We start from the raw sequence: 22,549 nt of genomic DNA on the forward strand, positions 1-22,549 counted from the left end.
GGAGTGGGAATGTTTAAGAGTGTTTGTTTTAAAATTTTGGGGATTGTTGTTGGCATTTTTGTTGTCGTAATTGGCATTACGAGCTTTATGAATTACAAGCGCACAGCAAGTGAGACCATTGAAGTCTATGAGGGTTTGCAGCAGCTCGCGCTCAACTCCTCTTATACCACCATAAACATCACAATGGGAATCGAAGCAAAGCAACATTTAACCGAGTTGCAAAAATTCCTAGCAAATGTTGATAGAAACGATATTATCGCCCATCGTAGAATCTTAGGACATTTAACCAAATTTGTCCAATATGATGCGGCATTTATCGTGTATGACGATATGGGCGGGAAAATGATTTCAGAGACTTTACGAAGCGGTATCACGCATTATACAAATGCCCCTGATGATACGAATTTTGACTTTAGCACGCGAGGGTATTATGAAGTAGCAAAATCCACGCAAGACTTTTATGTAACCACTCCGTATGAAAGCGCGGTGGTAGGAATGGAAAAAACCATTTCAGCGACTGCGGCAATGCCCTTTTATCGCAATGATAAATTTGCAGGCGTGATTGCGGTGGATATTTCAGTAGGTGGATTTCAAGATAGGTTTAAAAATTTCGAGCGCAAAGAGTTGCCAAGCTTGCAAATCTTTTTAACCGATTCAAATGGTGAGGTGTTTTCTCACAATGACTTAGAAAAGCTCGGTAAAGAAAGGCTAAAACCGCTAGGTGAAGCAGTAGCAAAAGCTGTCCAAACAAAGCCAAATGGGAGAATGGAGTTTAATTTTGAGGGCAAACACAAGGTGATTTATTATCGACAAATGCCATTTGGCTGGATAATCGCAGCAGAAGCGAATGACGAGGATTTCACAAAAGCAGTCAATGAAAGCCTTTTTGCGTCTATGAGCATTGCATTGATACTGCTAGCACTTGGTAGTGTGGGATTGTTTTTTGTTATTGTGCATTTCTTTAAACCGCTAAATGCCATTCAGCGACAACTGAATGATTTTTTTGCTTTTTTAAATCACAAAGTTTCTCAAGCTCCTAAATTGTTGCAACTTAAGAGTAAAGATGAGTTTGGGCTAATGAGTAAAGTCATTGATGAAAACATAGTGCAAACCGAAGAGATGCTCAAGCAAGATTCTAAGCTTGTAGTAGAAGTGGTAGGTGTGGTTGATGAAGCAAAGCAAGGGCGGTTTGGCAAGTCAATCACACACGATAGCCCAAATCCGCAGACAAACGAACTAAAAAACGCACTCAACGAAATGGGTAATGCACTCTGTCATTTGGTTGGAAATGATTTGGCTAGGGCTTCAAAAGTCTTTGCCTCTTATCAGAGAAACGACTTCACACAAAGAATCGACAATCCTCAAGGATTAGAAAAAGGTGTGAATCAATTAGGAGATTCTATCGTGCAAATGCTCCAAGATTCAGCGGCGTTTGCCAAAGAACTCGGCGAACAAAGCAAAGTGCTCGAAGAATCAATGCAATCGCTTATGGAGCGTTCGCAAAAACAAGCTACTGCATTAGAGCAATCGGCTTCTGCTGTGGAGCAAATCAACTCCTCTATGCACGCTGTAAGTGAAAAAACCAATGATTATGCCCACCAAGCCCAAGATATTAAAAATATCGTAGGAATGATTAAAGACATCGCAGACCAAACAAACTTGCTGGCATTAAATGCCGCCATTGAAGCCGCACGAGCGGGTGAGCACGGGCGAGGATTTGCTGTGGTGGCTGATGAAGTGCGAAAACTCGCAGAAAAAACCACAAAATCATTAGGAGAAATCGAGGCAAATATCAATATTTTGGTGCAATCTGTCAATGAAATGAGTGAATCTATCAAAGAGCAAACTGATGGATTAGGACAAATCAATGAAGCTATAACACAACTAGAGAGCGTAACGCAAGAAAATGTCGAAGTGGCGAATACTACTAATGAAATCACCAAGCGCGTAAATGGTATCGCTAATGAAATTTTAGAAGATGTCAATAAAAAGAAGTTTTAGGCAATCTTACACAAATTTAGAAGTCCCAAAAGGAACTTCTAAACAAAAATTATAAGAGTGTGATTAAAAGGCTGGGACGATTTCACCCTCGAATTTTTCCTTGATAAAATCACGCATTTTTTCACTTTGTAATGCCTTTTTGAGTTTGAGAAGTTTCTCATCGTTTGCGTTGGCACTCTTTGTAGCGATGATATTGGCATAAGGAGACTTTTCATCTTCGATGAAAAGCGCGTCTTTTGCGCGTTTGCCAGCTTGCAATGCAAAGTTTCCATTGATGACTGCTCCCTCATAATCTCCAATCACGCGTGGCAACAAAGCAGCCTCCACAGGCACGATTTTGAAATTATGTGGATTCTCAACAATGTCAGTTTCATTGCTTGAGAGATTATTGACATCTTTAATTTTTAATAATCCTTGATTGTGTAGCAAAATTAGCGCGCGCCCACCATTTGTAGGGTCGTTTGGAATCGCTATGCTATCGCCATCTTTTAGCTCATCAATGCTTGCAATCTTATCAGAATAAAAGCCGATAGGCTCGATATGCACCTGTCCGATTGAAACCAAATCAAGTCCGCGCTCTTTGACAATAGAATCTAAAAATGGCTTATGTTGCAAGAAATTTGCATCTAAGCTTCCATCATTTAGGCTTAAGTTTGGTGTTACATAATCGCTAAACTCTACAATTTTAAGTTCCACGCCATCGTTTGCCAAATCTTGCTTGATAAATTCAAGCATTTGAGCGTGTGGGACAGCAGTCGCACCCACGACAATGAGATTGCCATTTTTTTCTTCGCCTTGCGCATTTGCCTGAGAATCTTTAGGCTTATCGCCACACGCACTAAAAAAGCACAGCGCACTAAAAAGCGCACCAAAAATAAACAACTTAGACATTTTCATACGAAATCCTTTATAATGAATTTTAAACGCGACATTCTAACCAAAAAATTCTAATTCTTAGCGATTCTTTCGTAACATTTTTACCCATAAATCCCCGCCACTTTGCAGGGCTTGCACGAGCACGATGATGACAAGCACTGAATACACCAAAATATCATCGCGAAATGAGTTAAATCCTAAACGATAAGCCAAGTCCCCAAGACCTCCACCACCTACGATTCCAGCCATTGCAGAGTAGCCTACAAGGCTAATGGCAGTGATAGTGATTGCATTAGCAAGAGCTGGTTTCGCCTCGCCAATCATTGCTTTAGTAATATCCCAATAGTTCGCTCCACACGCTTGCATAGCCTCGATTAAGTCTTTTGAGACTTCAAGTAATGCCCCCTCAAAAAGGCGTGCGATAAAAGGAATTGCCGCGATTGAGAGTGCGATAATCGCTGCGCTTGAGCCTGTGCTCACGCCAATGAGCGCACCACAAAGTGGCAAAAGAGCGATGATAAGCACCATAAATGGAAATGAACGCACGATATTAACCAACCAGCTAAGGGTGGCGTTAAATTTTGGTAAAGGTTTAATGGAATCTGGACGACTAAAAACTAAAAGCACACCCAAAGGCAAACCAAACACACAGGCAAAAACAAGGCTAAAGCCCACCATATACAGCGTCTCTATAAGCCCACGAATAAGTAAAAATGCCACATCATTGCCGACAAGTGATTGTAAAATATCGATAAACGCTCTATCTGCATTGCGTAAAAATTCTTTCATTGAAGCCTCCAAATGCAAAAGTGTGAAAGCATTATAACAGGGTTGTTTAAATGGGAATCTCCCTTAAAGATTCCCAAAGATAATCCTTAAAATTTCCAATCAAGGCTTACAAACAATCTTCGTCCGGGTAATCCTCCAGCAGTGGCGTTAGTCGTGCTGTAATTGTAGTTTTTATCAAGTAAATTATACGCACCCAAAGAGAGTCGCAAAGAATCTGTGATGAAGTAGTTCCCCGCAATGTCAAAAAATACCACGCTTGGTAGCCACGCATAATCATATATTGGGGTTTGTTGTGAGCCTACATTGATTTGAGCATAGCGTGAAGTTTGCACGCTTCCATTAAAACTTATATTCCATTCTTTTTGCGGAGCAAAGAGAACATTGAAGTTGATAAGCTGGCGGGGGTGTGTGATAAATTCACTTGTATATGTGAGACTCCCATCAGGGTTTCTGTTGAAACTTTTTCTTTGCACATAGCTCCAATTAAGTCCTAAAGTGAGTATATCATCAAACAAACTCTTTTTAGCATAGATTTCACCACCGATTGAATGCCCGCTTGCAGCATTTTTATAAATTAAGCAATAAGTGGATTGCCCCAAGATTCCCTTTTCGCACAAACTTGTATCGGCTGTTTGCACGCTAATAAGCATAGCATTTATATCGTTGTAAAATACATTTGCACCCACTTGTGCGCTTACCCAAGTAAAGTCTGCGCCGAGTTCATAATTTATCGCAGATTCTGGGCTGATGTTAGAGCTTGGTGCGTTAAACCCCCAACCTGCGTTATGAGAATGGATTGTCGCCATATTGGGTATATTTGTCTTTTTGCCGATATTTGCGTGCAATAGAGTGTGTTCGCCCAAAGTCGCATAGAGGATTCCTTGTAGGCTAAAGCCTTGCATATGGAGTTTTGCTTCGCGTCTTGGCTCGCTCCAAGTTGTAGGTTGCCCCTGATTTCTCATTTTTGCCATTGCGTAGAGCTCATCGCTTCTATCATAGCTTGCAGAGAGAGCGAAACGAAACACAGAATTAAGTCTTAGCGCATATTCAGCAAAAGCGGAGGCATTTAGGGTTTTAAATGCTCCTCGCAAATCATTCTCTCCATTATCTTGGCGTTTGTGGTCGTTGTATTTGAGATTTAGCCCAATTTTTAGGTTTTGATTCTCACTGAAGTTGAATTTACCCGTTTCAATAAGTCCTGCGGTGAAGTCATCATATTTCGCAGAATCTATGGTTTGATTAAGGTTGCTATGATAATACACGCGTGAGTTGAGTGAGAATAGTTTGCTAAATTTTGTATCTCCTAAAGCATAAAGTGTGGTCGCATCATAATCCACAAAATTCCATCCACCATTAAAAGATTGATTTTGGTAGTGGAAGTTTAGGCTGTATTCATTGTTTTCATCTGGCTGGTAGCCGTATTTTCCGCGTAATACCTGCGAGCGTCTAGCGGTATTTGGTATATCCCTTGAGTTCATCGCACCATAATCATACGAGTATTGTAGGGATTTTCGTTCCATTTGAGAGTAGGTAAGCTGATAATAAGTCTTGCCAAGATTGCGTCCTATTGCAGCATCTGCGCGGTTTTCGTTATCCGTGATAAACTGATAGCGCAAGGCGATTTCTAAGTCATCTTTTGGTTTTGAAGTTACCATATTTATCGCTCCACCGAGCATATCTGCACCAAATGACGGCGAAATATAGCCTTTTGATACAGAGATTTCGCTTAGTCCAAAAGTGGTAAATGCGCTTGTATCGGTGTAACTACTTGCATTCCCGCGAAAGGTATCATTCACAGGAATCCCATCAAGATAGTAGCCGATTTCGTATTCACTAAATCCGCGTATATATATCGTATCTTTTGTCGTAGCATTAGGCATATAAAACACACCCGGTGTGAAGCGCAAAGCTCGTCCCATATCGTTTGAAAGAGTGTTTTGCATATCTTGGGAATCAACGATAGATGTCGTAGCATTATAATCAGCCGAGTTTGCCTCCGCTGTGGCTTCGATTTGCCCTAAGTCATAAATCACAGAGCTTTTAGAATCAGTGTTTTGTTTTTTGCCAAGTAATTTTTCTAAAACAGAGGGTTGAGATTCTATGTTTTGAGGACTTTGTGCGTTTTGTATGCGAGAATCTACACGAGATTCCAAGTCCTTAGCACTTATTACCCCACACCCTAATAGAAAAACGCCTAATGCAATCGCACAACGACCATTAAACAATATGTTTGTATCCATTCTAATCCTCCTTAAGACTACAAAGTAGTGTGAGGATTATAATAAACTTTATATAATATGTCAATATTTATATAGAGTTAGAATCTATCGCATTTACACTTAATCCCTGTGTTTGAAGCCACGCGATTGAATCTGCAATCGCATCTTGTTTGCCTACAAATTTTAATACCAAATGCCCGATTTCTCTGCTTTGCACAGCTTCGATATTTCCACTTATGATATTTACATCAATATTAAATTTTTTAACCATTTGGCTAATAAGCGGGTTTTGGACATTTGCACCTGTGAAAAGCACGCGATAGACATTGGTGGTATCTTGCAAATGTAAGAGTGCTTCTTTTGTATCCTCTGGTAAAAAGGCGATAAGCTCTTTTGTGATTGCCTCTTTAGGATTAGCGAATATTTCCTCCACGCTTCCACGCTCTACAATTTTTCCATTGCTAATCACGCAGACTTTATCGCAGATTTGTTGCACCACTTGCATTTGGTGAGTGATAAGCACCACGCTAAGAGAGAGCTTGCTTTGAATATCTTTAATAAGAGCGAGGATAGATTCTGTTGTCTTGGTATCAAGTGCGCTTGTGGCTTCATCGCAAAGTAGGACTTTTGGGTGGTTTGCTAATGCGCGCGCGATTGCTACGCGTTGTTTTTGCCCACCGCTAAGCTGACTTGGGTAGAAATGTGCTTTATCCTCTAAACCTACGAGAGCTAAAAGCTCTAGCACGCGTGGCTTAATATCGTTTTTTTTCCAATGCGCCACTTCTAGCGCATACGCCACATTGCCAAAAACATCACGCGCGCTTAGTAGGTTAAAATGCTGAAAAATCATACCAATTTTACGGCGCATTTTTTGGAGCTCTCTATCGCTAAGCGCGAGCATATCCACACCATCAATATGCACACTCCCGCTTGTGGGTTCTTCTAAGCGATTTATCGTGCGGATAAGCGTGCTTTTCCCCGCTCCAGAGTAGCCAATGACGCCCATAATCTCGCCTTTTGCCACCGCCAAATCAATATCTTTAATCGCACAAAATCCATTTGGATAGACTTTAGTAACCTTTTGTAAATGTATCAAACTCTGTCCTTTATGCTTTGTATAAATGTGGAATCTTAGCAAGTTTTTGGGGATTTTTTGAAAGATTTAGGATTTGTGTGTTTTATTGTGCGATGAGTGCGCGGATTGTGTGGGTCTTTGTGTTTTTGCAAATGATTAAAATACTAAAATCTTAGCTGGTTTTTCTAAAATACCCAAGTGCAAGTAGCAAAAACGCGCTTGCACTTGCGATGATAACAGGAAAAAATAGCCCAAATTCTAGCCACGATTTTGCAAACTCCTCCAAAAATGCAATGTATTTCAACGCCACAAATGGTAGAATTGCCAGCACAAGAAATACCCCAAAAAATAGCGGCACAAAGACTTTTGCAACGCGCTTTAGTTTATCTTGGCTCTCTTGGTGCAATTTATATTCATTATACACGCCTCCAAGCCCCAAAAAAACGCCCATAAAAAGCGCACTACTAACAAGCGAACCCCTGCGCTCTCCTTGTCTCATAAGAAAGTCAATCTCAAAGATTCTGCCCACAAACGCCTCCAAATAGGACAAAATAAGCATACCGATAAAAGCAAAGATAAACACAGGAAAAAACGCTTTTGCAAAAATTTTAACTGATTGTTTATTCATCTTAAAACCCCTTTAATATACTTCCACCTTTCCAAATTCCGCCGAGTATAAGCCCATCCATTGCGCCTTCTATACCAGCATCAAAAGCACCGTTCCAATCAAAAGTCGCGTAAGGGTCAGCAATCCAATCCTCATAAGTATAGGCAGCATATTTTCCAAATCCCAACACAAAACCTCCAGCTACACCATAAACAAACTGCGCCCACATTCCCTTTGTTTCCTCTAGCTCCTCTTTAGATAAAACTCGCATATTGAGATTCCCTGTGCTGCTCGTGCCAAAGAGAAACTCTATATCGTTTTACGAGAGAGTTTGTGCTGTGCTGGATTTTGGATTCACAGATTCAATGTCAATGCTATTTGCAAAAATCCCGCCAATGCTAACAACGCCACATAAAGTAAATATTACAACAAGTTTATTCATTGCCCATCCTTAATTTTAAGTAAAATATAAGATTTCGCTATTTTTAAGAGCATTGATAAGAATACCTTTTAAAATTAACTTTTTAATACTAGCAGTATTTCTTGCTATTATCAAGTAAAATGATTATATTTTTCATAATTTGGATAGAGTTTTTATGTGGTAGTTTTGGGAGGATTTTGCGTGGGTTTATGTAGGATTTTGCGGGCAAAAATTGTGATTTAAGAGAATCTAAACGCATAAAAATTGCCACGCAAAAAAAGTGCATTTAGATTTTGGTTTTTGCTTTTTATGTGGCTTTAAATTTTAAAATTTAAAGTTTTTTTACCAAAAAACTAACTTAATTAAGAATTTCTTTTAGTTTTTTAATTAACAATACTTTTCTTGTCTCAAAAAATTCATTGAAATTTTCTAATGATAAATCAAGATCTGGGATTAAATGTCTTTCCAAAAACCCTTTTCTATCGTTTTTACAATTTTCTTGCACCCACAGTTCTAATGATTTATCTTGCTTTGACATATTTTCATTGGCATCAAGCATTTGTAAATTTAGTAAAGAATCATACAATTTTATATCTAACCCAAAATCTTTGCATAATATCTCTGGGTGTAAATGGTCTTTATGAAAATCATTGTTTTTGTAGTCCAAATTTGGATATAAAAATGAGAGGATTGCAAATGCTTCTGCACTGTCTTTTCTGCGCCACATTATTTCATTTTCTAAAAACTCATCATCAACTACTTGGCTATATTTTGCTTCTTTTTCGATTGCTTCAAGCGGAAAAGTATCTGTGCTTTCATCAAAATACTTTTCGCCATTTTGCTTAAAGTCTTTTACAAATGCTTTTCGCATATTTGTTAGCACTGTATCGCCACTGCCACCAAATGGTCTTAAAATCAATGCCCGCAAAAGCCACTTTTTAATCAGCTCTCTATTTTGTTTTTGAGATACAGAATCCACAATTTGTTCTGTTAAATTTTTATGATAGATAAAATACAAAATAGGCAGGATAGCGTTATTTGATGATAGTGTTTTTGCTTCTAGTCCAAAAGTTCTTAATAATCTAAATGTTTCAATAAAACAATTCCTAATGCTCTCCCATTTCGTTTCAATAGACTTTATAAAATCTTTATCAAAACTATTGATTTGAAATTTTACACTATTGTGAAAGAGATATAAAAATCCTTTAAGTATCAAATCTTTTTTTACATTAAAATCTTGGTTGATTCTATCAACCAAATCATTGATTTCTGTTCTTGCATCAAGTTTTTCCCAATTTGCAATCGCTATACTAAACAAAATGTCTGAATAATCCAAAGGCTCGCCATTTGAATTTACGCGAATAAAAATATTTACTGCTTTATCGGGCTTTTGCTCTGTCTCAAGGTAGAAATTGATTTTAGATTCATCTTTTGTGTTAAAAATTAGAGTATGAAAATCACACAATCTTTTTCTCTCATCATCTGTAAAATTGTTCTTTTGAGAAAAATTTATTATCTCATTTATATCGCCTATGCTATAAATCGCACTACATTTAAACCACTTTTGCTCTTGTTTTTGCTTATTTCTATCCTCATATTTTTCTATGTGTATGTCTTTTTCTTCGGTCTCTCTTTTGTCTAACCACAAAAATTCGTATTCTACATTTGGGTTTTCAGGCTCTCTGCTTTGAGTAAGATTAAAATATAGATTAGAAACATAAAACCATCTCTCATCATTTTCGCTCTGCCATTTTGTTTTTCTTATGCCCTCATCATAGTGTCCAAATAATGCTATATATAAAGAAGTTAAGCGTTGCTGTCCGTCCAAAACAGCCTTAAAATCTTTATGTTGTCTTGTATCGACTAATTCATTATGGGTATTATGCTTTTCTCTATAAAATTTTAAAAAGCGATAAAATCTCCAAGCTGTCTTGCTCTCATCTCTAACCTCCCAAAAAAGCATAGAGCTAATGGGATAGCCTCTCATCAAAGAATCGAAAAGTTCCTCAATTTGCCAACCCTCCCACACATATTCCCTTTGAAAGGCTGGTAGCAAATACTCGTCATTTCGTATTCTTTGCATTGCCTCGTTGATTGTTATTGCTGGTTGAAATCCTGCCATTTTCTACTCCTTAAATTTGTATTTTTACATTAGTTATATTTACACCAAAAATCATTGCCCTGCATTATAGTCAAACTGCACAAAAACAATCGAAGTATTTGCAGATTTTGCAATACAAAAGTGATTTGGCGCGGAAGTAGTTTTAGGTAATTTTATGAGTTTTCAAGCGCGAATCTATGAAATAAGACAGACAGTCTATCGAATAGTTGAGTGCGCACAAACTCGCAAAATTACCAAAGAAACAACGCGCCTATTTCTTAGCGATTTTTTCGATAATCGCGTTAAATGCCTTGCTTGGGCGCATTATGGCGTTGCATTTGTCGTCATTGAGTTTGTAGTATCCGCCCAAATCCACTTTAACGCCTTGTGCGCCGTTAAATTCTGCGCGGATAGATTCTGCGCTAGATTCTAGCTCATCTGCGATTCCACCAAAAAAGCTAGAAATCACAGAATCTTCACCTTGATTTGCCAACGCGCGTGCGAAATACATCGCTAAATAAAAATGGCTTGTGCGGTTGTCATCCTCGCCTACTTTGCGTGAGGGGGCTTTGTTGTTATCTAGCCATTGCCCGATTGCGCTATCTAGAGCGCGTGAGAGGACTTTTGCTTTAGCGTTAGTATTGCGCTGTGCGTAAAATTCTAGGCTTGCTTGCAATGCCAAAAACTCGCCCAAACTATCCCAGCGCAAGTGATTTTCCTCCACAAGTTGCTCGACTTGCTTTGGCGCACTGCCTCCCGCACCTGTCTCAAACATCGCCCCGCCATTTAGCATAGGCACAACTGAAAGCATTTTCGCACTCGTGCCTAATTCGAGAATCGGGAATAAATCGGTAAGATAATCACGCAACACATTGCCCGTAATGCTTATGGCGTTTTTGCCTGCGCGGATGAGTTTTAGCGATTCTAAGCACGCCTCTTTGGGTGCTAAAATCTCCATAGATTTGCCCTTTTCTTTTAAGCGATTGCGCACAATATCAGCCATTATTTTGTTGCTCGCCCGCTTCTCATCAAGCCAAAAAATCGCTCTATCGCCCGTGAGCTCGGCGCGTTCAATACCTAAATCTATCCAATTTAGCACCGCGTCAATTTTAGCTTGATTAGCACGATAAATATCGCCCTTGCGCACTTTGTGGCTTAAAAGCGCGTTGCCACTCTCATCTACTATGCTAAACTCTCCATCGCTTGGCGCGATGAAAGTTTTATCGTGGCTGCCGTATTCTTGTGCCTTTTTTGCCATTAGCCCGACATTGCTGACACTGCCTAGTTTGCTAGGCTCTAGCGTGCCATTAGCGTGCAAATCCTCTATCACGGCTTCATAAATCGTAGCGTAAGTTTTATCAGGGATTACCGCGTTTGTGTCGCATTCTTTGCCATCTTTGTCCCACAATTTCGCGCCATTTTTTAGCATAGCGGGCATTGAGGCATCGACAATCACATCGCTTGGGATATGCAGATTTGTGATGCCTTTGTCAGAATTTACCATTGAGATTTTGGCGGATTTTGCAAGGATTTCGTTATAAAGCGCAAGGATTTGGGCTTTTTTAGGGCTTGATTCTATCTTGCTTAAAATCTCTGCCACGCCGTTATTTGCATTGACACCAAGCGCGTTTAGCTCATCGCCAAATCGCTCAAAAATCTCGGCAAAATACGCTTTTACCGCGTAGCCAAACAGCACAGGGTCGCTTACTTTCATCATCGTGGCTTTGAGGTGGAGGGAGAATAAAATATCTTGCTTTTTGCAAACCTCAATTTGTGCTTTATAAAAGTCATAGAGCTTCGCGCTATCCATAAATGTGGCGTCCAAAATCTCATCTTTTTCTAATTTGAGATTTTCTTTTAAAGTCGTGGTCGTGCCATTTGCGTCTTTAAAGATGATTTTAGCGTTTGTGGGCTTGGCGATAAGCACCGCTTTTTCGTTGTCGAAAAAATCGCCATCTTTCATATAACTCACAATGGTTTTGGAGCTTTTATCAAAGGGAATCACGCGGTAAGGGTTTTTGCGTGCGTAGTCTTTGACTGCCTTTGTGCTTCGCCTATCGGAGTTGCCTGCGCGAAGCACGGGATTTACCGCGCTTCCTAGCACTTTTTGGTATTTTTCTTTGATTGCTTTTTGGGTGTCATCTTTGGGCTCATCGGGGAATTCTGGGACATTATAGCCTTTATTTTGTAGCTCTTTTATCGTTGCTTTTAATTGCGGAATGGAAGCGGAAATATTGGGCGTTTTTATTAAGTTGCAGTCTTTTTCTTGGACAAGTTTGCCTAGCTCTGCGAGCGTGTCAGCGACTTGTTGATTTGGCTTTAGATTTTGCGGGAATTGCGCTAAAACACGGGCGGAGAGCGAAATATCGCTCGTAGCCACCTCAATATCTGCGTGGTTGCAAAATGCTTTTGCGATAGGCAAAAACGAATAAGTCGCTAGGGCTGGGGATTCATCGGTTAGTGTGTATGTGATTTTCATTGTGTGTCCTTTGGGTTAAATTTTATCTTTAGGATATAACAAAAATTCTAACTCAAGGCAAAATTTGTTTTACTTTTTGTGTGTATTAGTGAGATTTTCTCACATTGGTATGAAGATTGGAGGTCGCTTGGCATATTCTTACAACGCTAGATTCTAAGCATTGCAAGAATATGTCTATACATTAAAAGTCCATTTGCATAGAGACAAAGTATCGCCGACCTTCACGGATAAAGTGGTAGTTGTTTTCATAAGTTGGCGTTTGTGTCGCACCATTAGTGCCACTATAAGTGGTATAAGAGAAATAATCTACAAAGTTAAAATCAAGTAAATTATACGCAGCAAAATTGAGTTTTATATTTTTGTTTGGCTTTATATACAATCCTAAATGTAAGAGATAGTAGGGCTTGTAAAAGTCGCCATTGCCGTTTGTGCGAATGGAATTATTAGTTAAGGTTTGATTTGCATTAGAATCTATTAAGTTGCGATTTATCCCACTTTTTGCCTCCCCTCGAAAATACGCGCCAAAATACCTACTATCATAATGCAGGCTTGCATTAAAGTTATGCAGGGGAATATCTGCTAAGCTTAGTCCTATTTCACTTTTATCCTCTGCTTCTACAATCTCGCTTTTATTAAGTGTATAGGCTGTTTTTAGGCTTATGTCTCCATAACCCACACTTATAGGTTTAAGTTCTGCAGAGATTTCTAGTCCGTAGAGATGGGAGCGTGAGACATTCTCATAGAAATTGCATCGTCCATTATTATTTGTGCCCGGGTGGTTGGCGAGATTACACAACACACCATTTGGCATAAGCACTCCAGCAGTAGTGGCATCAAAGTTTGTAGGGTATCTATCAATGCGGTTTTTAAAGTCAATAAAAAATCCCGTGAGGCTTGTAGCCACATAGTCATTATCGCTAATGAGTGAGAGTTCGTAATTAAGTGAAGTTTCGGGCTTGAGATTCTCATTGCCGTAGTTGTAGTTGCGCCCACGCCCGCTGATATTTACCACACTATTTGAGAGGTAGCTTAAATTTGGCGCACGGTATCCGCTAGATACACCCCCTTTAATTACAAGCCAATCATCGATAGCATTGACACTAAGGTAGATTCTGGGGCTTAGATTTATTCCATAGCGTGAGTTGTAATTCACTCGTGCTCCAGCAGTTAAAAATACTCTATCATAGAGCATTAACTCACCCTCGCCAAAAATCGTGCCTGTGTGCTGGTCTAACAATGCTTCTCGTCCTAGTGCTTGGGCTGCTCTGTCGTTAAAGGCGTTGTAAGTGTAGTTTGTTCCAGCAGTAGCGTTTAGTCCCAAGTTCTGCGTAAAGGCAAAAAACATATTAGTTGTGTGTTGTGCGATTATGTCTGTATTTTTTAACTCTCGGCTATCGCCTTGCACTACGCCATTATTTTGTTTTAACCCATTGGCATTACTTGGTGTGCCAGCAGGAAAGAAAGTTTCTGCTAAATAGCGATTTGGATTTGTTAAAAGATTGTATTGTAAGGAATTATTGATATGCAGGCTTTGCAAGATTCCACTAAAGCGCGAAATATAATGCCCATCGTGGTTAAGCAAGGCATTAAAGCGATGAATATTATAATCTTTGGAATATCCGTTGGTTGTAGGGCTTGGCGTTTGGTTGCCTATCATTCCTAGCGAGTTATCATTAAATAATCCATAATAATCTACATCAACATAAATGCTATTAAGTGGATTACCTTGAGGGGTATATTCAGAATCTTGCATAGATTGTGGGAGTTGTAATGTGTTTTGTGCCCAGCTAAGCCTAGCACCAATGTTATATTGTTCGCCCTCTGTTAGTCCAGCGATTTTTACGCGTGTGCCTTCAGCATTATCAGGGAAACTTGTGAGATTATGTGGGCGCACCAGATTTTTATGTGCTACTCTACCACGCAGAGCTAATCCCCAATTTTTTGCGTCATTTAGCGGTCCTGCAGTGTAGAAATTAACGCCTTGCGTGTCTCCAAAGTATTTAGATTCTTGGAATGTGTAATCTAGTCCTATGCTTGCGCCCCATTTGGTATAGGATCTTTTGGTGATGATATTTACTACGCCACCTAGTGCATCTGAGCCATAGAGCGTAGAAGCGGGACCCCTTATGACTTCAATCCTTTCAATCGCGCTTAATGGAGGCATAAAACTCGCAGTAGTATCGCCAAACCCAGCATTTGGGATAAGCGCGTCTCTATTGGCAGGATTTACGCGTTTGCCATCAATGAGGATTAGCGTATATATCGTGGGTAAGCCACGAATAGAGATTCCATAACCACCGACATTAGAAGTCGCTACTTCAGATGAAACTCCCGGGATATTTTGGATAGCTTCACTTAAATCACGGATAGGGCGCGTAGCGATTTCTTGTGGAGTAACTACGCCAATACTCGCAGGTGCAAGCGTGTATTCTTGCTCGTGTCCGCTGGCTGTAACGACTGATTTTTCTAATCGCACTTTGTCTTTTGGTAAAGTTGGCGTAAGGGTTGAATAAGATTGTAAATTAGGAGAATCTAAATCGTTTTGAGAGAGCACGAGTGAGGCATTATCTAATATCCCCCCCCCCATAAATGCTTTTTACTAAGGTTTTGCTTTCTTCAGCAAAGGCAGAATTTATAAAAATAAATGCTAATATAGCATTTATCAATGCTTTTGTTTGCATTGTTACTCCTTTTAATGATTGATTTTGTATGTTTGAAATTATCATTACAATAAAATAATGATAATGACTTGTGAATTATGTATGGAATTGTATAAGTTTTATTCTTAATAATTGCTTAGAAGTGCAATTTTTATACGCTGTATGTATAAAAATAATAACGATTGCGCGCAATGGATTAGAAAAGTTTTGATAGATAATCCTAGTAGATTTTATGAGAATCTACTAGGAAAAGAGTCTTATTCTTTGTTTGTGAGAAGACCTTTGATTTTTTCTTGGAATTCTGATGAAACTATGTCAAGTCCCAATGTGTTTGCATCATCAAGTGTAACATTATAAGTAATGCCACCCAAAACTTCGTTGCTTGCTCCACATTTTACTATTTTTTGAGCTTCGATAGTAATGAAGTTGCTTAGTTTTTCTACTTTTGCTTCATCACTCACAGTTGCTCTAATAGCTTCTACATCGATACCTTCTGCAGCTTCGCTTGCGACAGCATCAAAATCTTTGCTTGCTTGCTCTGCTAGCGCACTTGCCAACAAGCCCTTTACCTCTTGGCTATCGCACTCTGGGAGAGATACCTTTTCAACTTCAGCAGCAGGAGCGTTCTCATCTTTTTTTTCTTTATCGCCACAAGCCACAAACAAAGCCATAAAGCCAGCCAATACAAACAATGTAACCTTTTTCATTATTTCTCCTTTATATAATGAATATAATCGTGCCTTTGCACCCAAACTACTTGCCTAAGCAAGAACCTCTAACCTATAAAAAAATGTATTGTAGCATATTATAGCAAGATTTCAATAAGTATTATTTATTTTTTTGATGTTATAAAGATTGTAAATCGTCTAAAACCTTTTTGGCGTGGTCTTTGGCGCGGATATTGTAGTAAGTTTTGGCAATATTACCATTGCTATCAATGATAAAGGTAGAGCGAATAATGCCTAGCACTTTTTTACCATACATCATTTTTTCCCCATACGCACCATAGGCAGTAGCTACGCGTTTGTCCTCATCACAAAGTAAAATGTGTTTGAGTGATTTTTGATTGATAAATTTTTGATGAGAGTTTTGGTTATCAGGGCTTATGCCAATTACCACACAACCAAGTGCTTCAAAGCTCGATAAAAGTGCTGTGAAATCTTGCGCTTCTATTGTGCAACCGGGTGTATTGTCTTTGGGATAAAAGTATAAAACAATGGTTTTGCCAGCAAAATCATCAAGCCCAACTTCGACGCCATTAGAATCTAGCGCACGGAAACTTGGGGCAGGATTGCCAACTTTAAGGGTTGGCATTAGTCTCTATTTCCAAGAATACCAAAAATTTGGAGGAGCGAGACAAAAATGTTATAAAAATCAAGGTAGAGCGAAATCGCAGCATCTACAGGGCTAGAATATAATCCACGAATGATGTTTTGTGTATCATACGCCACATACATACTAAACAATATCGCTGCAGCTCCCGCGATAATTGCTTGGAATCCCATATCCATAACAAAAATATTCACAATCGAGCAAACCATCACAACAATAAGCGATATAAAAAGCATTTTGCCCATACTTGCTAAATCTCGTTTGGTCTTAATGCCATAAATGCTCATCACACCAAAAATAATGGTAGTCATAGCAAACGCTGATACCACACCAGCTGAGCCATTTACCATAAGCACGAAGCCAAGCAAAGGTGTAATTGCAAGCCCTGTAAGAAATGTGAAAACAAAGAGCATTGCAATATTAAGTCCGGGCTTAGAGCGAGAAAACATAAGCCCAAAGAGAGCTGCGATTTCTGCGATAAAAATCACCATTCTATTTTGGACGACCATTTCAAAGTTCATAAACCCAACAAGTGCACCGATTGTAGCGATGAGCAAGCTCGCACCAAAGAATTTGTAAGTGGTTTTTACAAAATTTACCAACGCAGAATCTCGCGCTTGAGCTACTGCACCGACATCAACTCCTGTGTAATTTCTATCATATAAAGCCATTTTTAACTCCTTAATAATTAAAGTTACGCTGTCATTGTAATGTATTTTTGTAAATGACGCGTCATTTTGCATTCCTAATGATAAAGGCAATGTTTTGCTTTAATAGATTCTTAATTTTTTCATCATCTATATGTTTTTTCCCCTCATCAAAGCCAAAGTATCTATCCACTCTCACTTTAAGTTCGCCATTTGAGTGTTGGGTAAGCGTTTTATTCCCCTCCACAAACTTAATAACAACTTTAGATTCCAAAATAGCTTCGTCTTCGCTTTTTATGACATTTATGTCCTTTGTCCCGCTTGCGAGGCTAAGGGCATAGCTCACTTCAATCTTTGCTACTCCTTTTGCATTTTTAGAATCAAACACAAAACAATTTGAACGCTCTAAGCTCTCTTTTACAAGATTTTTAAAATCATTAAGCGCGTAGTATTTTTGTGCATCGCTAATGGCTGTGATGTTTTTTTCATCAAAAGCAATACTACGCACAGGATTCTCGCAGGTTGGGATTGTTACTTCTGGGAGTGTGGGCTCTTTTGGCGTGCAAGCACCAAAAAACAATGCACCAAGCACGCAAAGGCTTAACGCAGGCAGTGTGATATGTTTCATCGTAATCTCCTTGTTATGTAAATTTAAAAGTGTATTATACATCAAACTAGATTAACCCCACAAGTTTTTTGGCTTTTGTATAAGTGGCTTGTGCGATAGGGCGCACTTTATCCGCGCTAGATTGGAGGATTTGCTTGATATGCGCGGGTTCTTTTATGAGGGCATTGTAGCTTTCTCTTATGGGGCGTAGAGATTCTATAATGAGCTCACTAAGCGCGTTTTTAAGCACACCATATCCCTTGCCTGCGAAATCCTGCGTAATTTGCTCTCTTGAGCATTTACTAAAAATCTCATACATACACAGCAAGTTATACAATCCAGCGCGCGACTGGTCAAAAACTATTTCACTTAGAGAATCTGTCGTAGCTTTTTTAATTTTACGCGTAATCACTTCGGGGCTATCAAGCAAGTAAATAGCGTGGTTTTCCCCCTTGTGTGATTTACTCATTTTGACTTGTGGGTCATCTAGTCCCATTATCCGTGCGCCAACCTTTGTGATAAGCGGGTTTGGAATCTTAAAGCATTCTCCAAAGTCGCGGTTAAATCGCTCTGCCACATCGCGCGTAAGCTCTAAATGCTGTTTTTGGTCTTCACCCACAGGGACAAAATCCGCATTATAAAGCAAAATATCCGCCGCCATAAGTGCGGGGTAGTTAAATAACCCAACGCTAATGGTCTTGCTTTTCGCACTCTTATCTTTGAATTGTGTCATTCTGCTCATATCGCCCATTGGGATATTGCAATCTAAAATCCACGCTAGCCCTGCGTGCTCATCAATTTGGCTTTGAACAAAAAGCATAGATTTATTTATATCAATCCCACAGGCAAGCAACATTGCAGCAAGTGCGTAAGTTTTAGATTCCAATTCTTTTGGGTTTTGGGGCATTGTTATGGAATGCGAATTAGCGATAAAAAAGATGTTTTCATACATTTCTTGGGAATCTACCCAATGCTTTATCGCTCCTAAATAGTTCCCTAGATGAATGTCGCCTGTGGGCTGAATGCCTGATATAACGCGTTTTTTACTCATTGATTTACCCCCACTTTAGCGTAATGCCACGCAAGCAACGGCATATTTGCTTTCGTGCGTGATACTAAGTGCAATGTGGCTAAACACAATCTTTGCGCTAAAATGTGCATTTGCTCTATCACTTAAAGTAATGTGCGGCGCGCCTTTAGAATCAATGTGTATGTGCATATCTAAAAATCCTAATTCCTTGCTAATCCCGCAGCCTAGTGCCTTACTTAGAGCTTCTTTGGCGGCAAAAAATCCAGCAATACGCGAAAAATTATATGATTTCACGCTGTCTTTATGTTTTAGACAGAGTGCAACTTCCTCATCACTTAAAAATCGCTTCAACCCTCGCAAGCCAAACTTAGATTCCAAGTTTTTTAAGCGAGAGATTTTCACTATGTCAATGCCTAGCAAATATTACCCTTAAAGAGTTATCCAATTAAAAAATGCGTGAAAAAGATATTTTTGATACTTCCATCAATGAGAAGTTCGTTTAGTCGTTGCACGATTTCATCTTTTACTCTATTTTTGCCCTTTGTTGTGGCGACTTCCTCTACGGATTTAGAAGAGAGAATCTCAATAATCGTATCAGAGATTATAGGGAGCTTTGTCTCTACTTCTGGCTGTGTTTCTGGTTTATCAAGCTCGATACTTACTTTGACGATAAGCACTTTTTTGCCCGTTTGTGTGAGGAGATTTATTTTGAATCCATCTTTATCGCCTACTTCAAGGATTGGTCCAATCTTGCCCCAATCCGAACCTCTTCCACTTACCACACTGCTCGTAGCGACTTTTGTCCCAGCTTGTTTGTTTGGCTCTGGTTGTGGTTGGACTTCCTCCACGACAGCTTCGTGCTCCGCTGGTGGATGAGATTCTTTGTTTTGTGAGAGGACGAGCACTATCAAAAGCGCAATGAGCAGTATAAGGACTACCGCTACACCAATAACCACAAATAAAATGGTTTTGTCTTTTTTAACAGCTTGAGTTGCCGCTTGTTCTTTTTGCTCTTCAGCCATAATGTCTCCTTAAACAAATTTGAGTGTCAATGTGTCGTGTGCAAACTATCAAATCCCATTCCCACAAGCACATAATTTGGATAAAGTAGTGTGATTTACATTAAAGTGTAGTATGAAATCGTGCTTTTTCCAAATTTTTTAGCGCGAATTTTAACATACTTTCCTAGATTTTTTGGCAAATTTATAATGCTAATGTGCTCAAAAGCAATTAAAAAGATGTGAGGATTGTGCAATGCAGTGATACATTCAAAGCATTGTTGCTCTAGCTCTTGCATTCCTTTGCGCGTGAAAAATGGCGGGTCTAAATACAGTAGGGTTTGACTTTGCGTGTTTTGTAGCATTTCAAACGAATGAAAGAAGCTTTGTTGGATAATATGTGCGCTTTGGGTTTTTTGTGTGAGATTCTTAGTATGTATGGAATCTAATCGCGCCAATGCTTTATTAAGATTAAGCTCTAGGATTTGGGTGATTTGTGGATTGATTTCATAAAACACCACCTTTTTTGCACCACGACTAAGTGCCTCTATGCCCATTGAGCCACTTCCACCAAAACCCTCGATAAATACGCAATCTACAACTTGATGTGCGATAGTATTAAAAAACGATTCACGCAAAATGCTTTTTGTTGGGCGAGTGAAGGCTTTGGGCGGGAGTTGCAATCGCAAGCCCTTTAGCGTGCCTGAATGTATGCGGATTGTTTGTATATCGCAAGATTTGAGCTTTTGGTTGCGTTGTGTGAGGGGTTTTTTAGATTCTAGGTTCATTTGGTTTATACCTTATATCGTGCTTAATGGGTCAATATCAATCTCAAAAGGGAATCTAAGGGCATTACTCATATGTCTTAACGCACTTAAGAGACTCTTTATAGAATGCGTGCGTAATAAAATATTATGGCGAAATTTCCCCCCAATTTTGATAATATCAGAGGCTTTCGCACCTACAATCTCAAAAGAATCTTTATGGTTAGCAAGATAGTTTTCTAAAAGTTTTTGTGTTTGTTGCATTCGTTGTAGGGAAGTTTGTTGTGCTTTATGTGAAAAACTGATATTTGCTAGTCGCATAAATGGTGGATAGCACTTTGGGCGTGTGTGTAATTCATATTCTAAAAATGTTTCATAATCATCTATAAAGCGTTTAAAAAATCCTTCATTAAGCGTTTGGATAAATACTTCGCCATTTTCCTTGCGCCCCGCTCGTCCTGCGATTTGCTCTAATAAGCTCATCGCCCTTTCATTTGCGCGGAAATCAGGCATATTAAGCACATAATCAATCCCCACAACTACGGATAATGCGACATTATGATAGTCGTGTCCTTTTGAAAGCATTTGTGTGCCAACAAGAACATCAAGTTTATGTGCGTTAAAGTCTTTTAATATACTTTTAAGCTTTGTGTGCGTGGTAATGCTGTCCCTATCAAATATCCCAATTTTTGCATATATGGCAGAATCTGCAAGATTTTGTTTGAGCTCTTTAGTGAATTCTTGCGTGCCGATTCTGCGACTTTGTAGATTTGTGCTTTGGCATTGTGGGCATTGATTGGGGATTGTTGTCGTGTAGCCACAATAATGGCACATTAGCGCGTTTTTGTCTAAATGTAGGCTCATATTGACACTGCAAAAGGCACATTGCACGCTTTGCGCGCATTCTTGGCAAAAGAGTGTTTTAAAATGAGCGCGAGTAGGGAGAAACACAATAACTTGTTGGTTACTTTTAAGTATTTGGGCAATTTTTTGGACCATAGATTCACTAAGTGGTGGGTGGTGGCTAAAAATATAGCTTTTGTGATTTCCAAAATGTCGCCCCTTAAGGCGAAAGAGCGTTTGTGATTTTTTAGCATTGCTATAAGTGCTAAGGCTTGGTGTGGCAGAACCAAGCAAAACTTTGATTTGACTATGCTTGCCAAGATAAAGACAAATATCGCGTGTGTTGTATCGTGGCGCACTTTGGGATTTATACGCATCATCGTGCTCTTCATCGACAATAATAAGCCCCAAATTATTTATTGGCAAAAAGAGCGCAGACCGTGCGCCTGCGATGATTTTTATCTCATTAGATTCCAATTTAGCTAAAATCTCTTTTTTGTTTTTTGTGTTTATTTTTGAGTGCCAGATTCCTACCCGTTCGCCAAATACGCTCTTTAATCGCATTTCAATTTGTGGCGTGAGTGAAATCTCAGGCATTAAAAAAAGCGCGGTTTTTCCTGCTTGTAGCGTTTGAGCGATGAGGTGCATATACACTTCTGTCTTGCCACTGCCTGTATCGCCAAAAAGCAGGGCATTTTGATTGTTTTGTGTAAAGTGGAGGGCTTGGAGTTGCTTTGAAGAGAGTGCATTTAAGTGGGTAAAATCTTGTTTGATTGCTTGTTTCGTGTGGGAATCTGCGTTTGCCAATGGTGTAAAAAGCGAAAAACTTTGAGAAAAAGAACAGCAATAATACTGCTCTATAAATCGTGCGAGGATTTTTTGGTGTGGCAAAAAGTGTATATTTGCTTTTATAGCTTGTTTGCATTCAAAGTCTGCACTCTCACAAGGTGCGACAAAAACCCCCAAGCACGAAAAATCCTTAATCTCTATATGAAAAATATCGCCAAATTCAGCATCCGTGGAGACTTTATAAGTTAGTAGTGGAGAGTTTCTGCCAAGTGGTGCGATGAATCCAAGTGATTGCACAAAGTTTCAACCTC

The 22,549-nt window shown here is 39.3% G+C and carries 21 protein-coding genes; 1 reads left to right on the forward strand and 20 read right to left on the reverse strand.

The annotated features are described in order from the left end of the window. Positions 1-9: 9 nt before the first annotated feature. Positions 10-2,001: a methyl-accepting chemotaxis protein gene (locus ACWIUJ_RS00985; RefSeq protein ID WP_454168363.1), complete on the forward strand. Its 1,992-nt coding sequence runs from the start codon at positions 10-12 to the stop codon at positions 1,999-2,001. Between the two features lie 63 nt (positions 2,002-2,064). Here ACWIUJ_RS00985 and ACWIUJ_RS00990 read toward each other — a convergent pair whose 3' ends face one another. The 20 genes from ACWIUJ_RS00990 to ACWIUJ_RS01085 all read right to left on the reverse strand — a co-directional run bounded on the left by ACWIUJ_RS00990 (position 2,065) and on the right by ACWIUJ_RS01085 (position 22,535). Beyond that, positions 2,065-2,898: a MetQ/NlpA family ABC transporter substrate-binding protein gene (locus tag ACWIUJ_RS00990; RefSeq protein WP_454152421.1), complete on the reverse strand. Its 834-nt coding sequence runs from the start codon at positions 2,896-2,898 to the stop codon at positions 2,065-2,067. A gap of 57 nt (positions 2,899-2,955) precedes the next feature. Continuing rightward, positions 2,956-3,555, reverse strand: coding sequence for a methionine ABC transporter permease (locus tag ACWIUJ_RS00995; RefSeq protein ID WP_454169708.1), 600 nt, complete (start codon positions 3,553-3,555; stop codon positions 2,956-2,958). A gap of 197 nt (positions 3,556-3,752) precedes the next feature. Then, the gene (locus tag ACWIUJ_RS01000) at positions 3,753-5,906 is read right to left on the reverse strand and encodes a TonB-dependent receptor plug domain-containing protein (RefSeq protein WP_454168365.1); all 2,154 of its coding nucleotides are present in this window, start codon (positions 5,904-5,906) and stop codon (positions 3,753-3,755) included. Positions 5,907-5,973: 67 nt separating this feature from the next. Beyond that, positions 5,974-6,981 (reverse strand): methionine ABC transporter ATP-binding protein, encoded by a 1,008-nt coding sequence (locus tag ACWIUJ_RS01005; protein ID WP_454168367.1) that lies wholly within the window; start codon positions 6,979-6,981, stop codon positions 5,974-5,976. Between the two features lie 151 nt (positions 6,982-7,132). Further along, positions 7,133-7,588 (reverse strand): hypothetical protein, encoded by a 456-nt coding sequence (locus ACWIUJ_RS01010; protein ID WP_454152424.1) that lies wholly within the window; start codon positions 7,586-7,588, stop codon positions 7,133-7,135. Between the two features lies 1 nt (position 7,589). Continuing rightward, positions 7,590-7,838 carry a hypothetical protein gene (locus ACWIUJ_RS01015; protein ID WP_454168369.1) on the reverse strand — a complete coding sequence of 83 codons (249 nt, stop codon included), beginning with the start codon at positions 7,836-7,838 and terminating at the stop codon, positions 7,590-7,592. Between the two features lie 48 nt (positions 7,839-7,886). Then, positions 7,887-8,009 carry a hypothetical protein gene (locus ACWIUJ_RS01020; protein WP_454168371.1) on the reverse strand — a complete coding sequence of 41 codons (123 nt, stop codon included), beginning with the start codon at positions 8,007-8,009 and terminating at the stop codon, positions 7,887-7,889. Between the two features lie 88 nt (positions 8,010-8,097). Next, the gene (locus tag ACWIUJ_RS01025) at positions 8,098-8,247 is read right to left on the reverse strand and encodes a hypothetical protein (RefSeq protein WP_454168373.1); all 150 of its coding nucleotides are present in this window, start codon (positions 8,245-8,247) and stop codon (positions 8,098-8,100) included. A gap of 99 nt (positions 8,248-8,346) precedes the next feature. Next, positions 8,347-10,110, reverse strand: a complete 1,764-nt coding sequence (locus ACWIUJ_RS01030; RefSeq protein ID WP_454168375.1) for a DUF262 domain-containing protein — start codon at positions 10,108-10,110, stop codon at positions 8,347-8,349. 250 nt (positions 10,111-10,360) lie between these two features. After that, the gene (locus ACWIUJ_RS01035; protein ID WP_454168377.1) at positions 10,361-12,568 is read right to left on the reverse strand and encodes an NADP-dependent isocitrate dehydrogenase; all 2,208 of its coding nucleotides are present in this window, start codon (positions 12,566-12,568) and stop codon (positions 10,361-10,363) included. Positions 12,569-12,749: 181 nt separating this feature from the next. Continuing rightward, positions 12,750-15,155, reverse strand: coding sequence for a TonB-dependent receptor domain-containing protein (locus tag ACWIUJ_RS01040; RefSeq protein WP_454168379.1), 2,406 nt, complete (start codon positions 15,153-15,155; stop codon positions 12,750-12,752). 330 nt (positions 15,156-15,485) lie between these two features. After that, on the reverse strand, positions 15,486-15,935 hold the full coding sequence (locus ACWIUJ_RS01045; protein ID WP_454168381.1) for a hypothetical protein: 450 nt from the start codon (positions 15,933-15,935) through the stop codon (positions 15,486-15,488). 139 nt (positions 15,936-16,074) lie between these two features. Next, entirely contained in the window at positions 16,075-16,542 is a 468-nt protein-coding gene (bcp, locus tag ACWIUJ_RS01050) for a thioredoxin-dependent thiol peroxidase (protein ID WP_454168383.1), read from the reverse strand. Beyond that, on the reverse strand, positions 16,542-17,231 hold the full coding sequence (locus ACWIUJ_RS01055) for a Bax inhibitor-1/YccA family protein (RefSeq protein ID WP_454152431.1): 690 nt from the start codon (positions 17,229-17,231) through the stop codon (positions 16,542-16,544). The genes bcp and ACWIUJ_RS01055 overlap by 1 nt, the downstream gene beginning before the upstream one ends. A gap of 61 nt (positions 17,232-17,292) precedes the next feature. Continuing rightward, positions 17,293-17,835 carry a hypothetical protein gene (locus ACWIUJ_RS01060; protein WP_454152432.1) on the reverse strand — a complete coding sequence of 181 codons (543 nt, stop codon included), beginning with the start codon at positions 17,833-17,835 and terminating at the stop codon, positions 17,293-17,295. 46 nt (positions 17,836-17,881) lie between these two features. Further along, complete coding sequence (gene trpS / locus ACWIUJ_RS01065) at positions 17,882-18,865, reverse strand: tryptophan--tRNA ligase (protein WP_454152433.1); 984 nt, start codon at positions 18,863-18,865, stop codon at positions 17,882-17,884. A gap of 15 nt (positions 18,866-18,880) precedes the next feature. Beyond that, positions 18,881-19,264, reverse strand: a complete 384-nt coding sequence (gene acpS / locus ACWIUJ_RS01070) for a holo-ACP synthase (RefSeq protein WP_454168385.1) — start codon at positions 19,262-19,264, stop codon at positions 18,881-18,883. Between the two features lie 17 nt (positions 19,265-19,281). After that, positions 19,282-19,866: a flagellar basal body-associated FliL family protein gene (locus tag ACWIUJ_RS01075; RefSeq protein WP_454152435.1), complete on the reverse strand. Its 585-nt coding sequence runs from the start codon at positions 19,864-19,866 to the stop codon at positions 19,282-19,284. Between the two features lie 95 nt (positions 19,867-19,961). Next, on the reverse strand, positions 19,962-20,630 hold the full coding sequence (rsmD, locus tag ACWIUJ_RS01080; protein WP_454168387.1) for a 16S rRNA (guanine(966)-N(2))-methyltransferase RsmD: 669 nt from the start codon (positions 20,628-20,630) through the stop codon (positions 19,962-19,964). Between the two features lie 12 nt (positions 20,631-20,642). Then, positions 20,643-22,535 (reverse strand): primosomal protein N', encoded by a 1,893-nt coding sequence (locus ACWIUJ_RS01085; RefSeq protein ID WP_454168389.1) that lies wholly within the window; start codon positions 22,533-22,535, stop codon positions 20,643-20,645. Positions 22,536-22,549: the final 14 nt, after the last annotated feature.

The sequence above is a fragment of the Helicobacter sp. 23-1046 genome (genome assembly GCF_053654635.1).

Excerpts from the sequence above, each read along its gene's own strand:
- ACWIUJ_RS00985 (WP_454168363.1), top strand. The coding sequence starts at position 10 with ATGTTTAAGAGTGTTTGTTTTAAAATTTTGGGGATTGTTGTTGGCATT.
- ACWIUJ_RS00990 (WP_454152421.1), bottom strand. The coding sequence starts at position 2,898 with ATGAAAATGTCTAAGTTGTTTATTTTTGGTGCGCTTTTTAGTGCGCTG.
- ACWIUJ_RS00995 (WP_454169708.1), bottom strand. The coding sequence starts at position 3,555 with ATGGTGGGCTTTAGCCTTGTTTTTGCCTGTGTGTTTGGTTTGCCTTTG.
- ACWIUJ_RS01000 (WP_454168365.1), bottom strand. The coding sequence starts at position 5,906 with ATGGATACAAACATATTGTTTAATGGTCGTTGTGCGATTGCATTAGGC.
- ACWIUJ_RS01010 (WP_454152424.1), bottom strand. The coding sequence starts at position 7,588 with ATGAATAAACAATCAGTTAAAATTTTTGCAAAAGCGTTTTTTCCTGTG.
- ACWIUJ_RS01015 (WP_454168369.1), bottom strand. The coding sequence starts at position 7,838 with ATGCGAGTTTTATCTAAAGAGGAGCTAGAGGAAACAAAGGGAATGTGG.
- ACWIUJ_RS01020 (WP_454168371.1), bottom strand. The coding sequence starts at position 8,009 with ATGAATAAACTTGTTGTAATATTTACTTTATGTGGCGTTGTTAGCATT.
- ACWIUJ_RS01025 (WP_454168373.1), bottom strand. The coding sequence starts at position 8,247 with ATGCGTTTAGATTCTCTTAAATCACAATTTTTGCCCGCAAAATCCTAC.
- ACWIUJ_RS01030 (WP_454168375.1), bottom strand. The coding sequence starts at position 10,110 with ATGGCAGGATTTCAACCAGCAATAACAATCAACGAGGCAATGCAAAGA.
- ACWIUJ_RS01035 (WP_454168377.1), bottom strand. The coding sequence starts at position 12,568 with ATGAAAATCACATACACACTAACCGATGAATCCCCAGCCCTAGCGACT.
- ACWIUJ_RS01040 (WP_454168379.1), bottom strand. The coding sequence starts at position 15,155 with ATGGGGGGGGGGATATTAGATAATGCCTCACTCGTGCTCTCTCAAAAC.
- ACWIUJ_RS01045 (WP_454168381.1), bottom strand. The coding sequence starts at position 15,935 with ATGAAAAAGGTTACATTGTTTGTATTGGCTGGCTTTATGGCTTTGTTT.
- bcp (WP_454168383.1), bottom strand. The coding sequence starts at position 16,542 with ATGCCAACCCTTAAAGTTGGCAATCCTGCCCCAAGTTTCCGTGCGCTA.
- ACWIUJ_RS01055 (WP_454152431.1), bottom strand. The coding sequence starts at position 17,231 with ATGGCTTTATATGATAGAAATTACACAGGAGTTGATGTCGGTGCAGTA.
- ACWIUJ_RS01060 (WP_454152432.1), bottom strand. The coding sequence starts at position 17,835 with ATGAAACATATCACACTGCCTGCGTTAAGCCTTTGCGTGCTTGGTGCA.
- trpS (WP_454152433.1), bottom strand. The coding sequence starts at position 18,865 with ATGAGTAAAAAACGCGTTATATCAGGCATTCAGCCCACAGGCGACATT.
- ACWIUJ_RS01075 (WP_454152435.1), bottom strand. The coding sequence starts at position 19,866 with ATGGCTGAAGAGCAAAAAGAACAAGCGGCAACTCAAGCTGTTAAAAAA.
- rsmD (WP_454168387.1), bottom strand. The coding sequence starts at position 20,630 with ATGAACCTAGAATCTAAAAAACCCCTCACACAACGCAACCAAAAGCTC.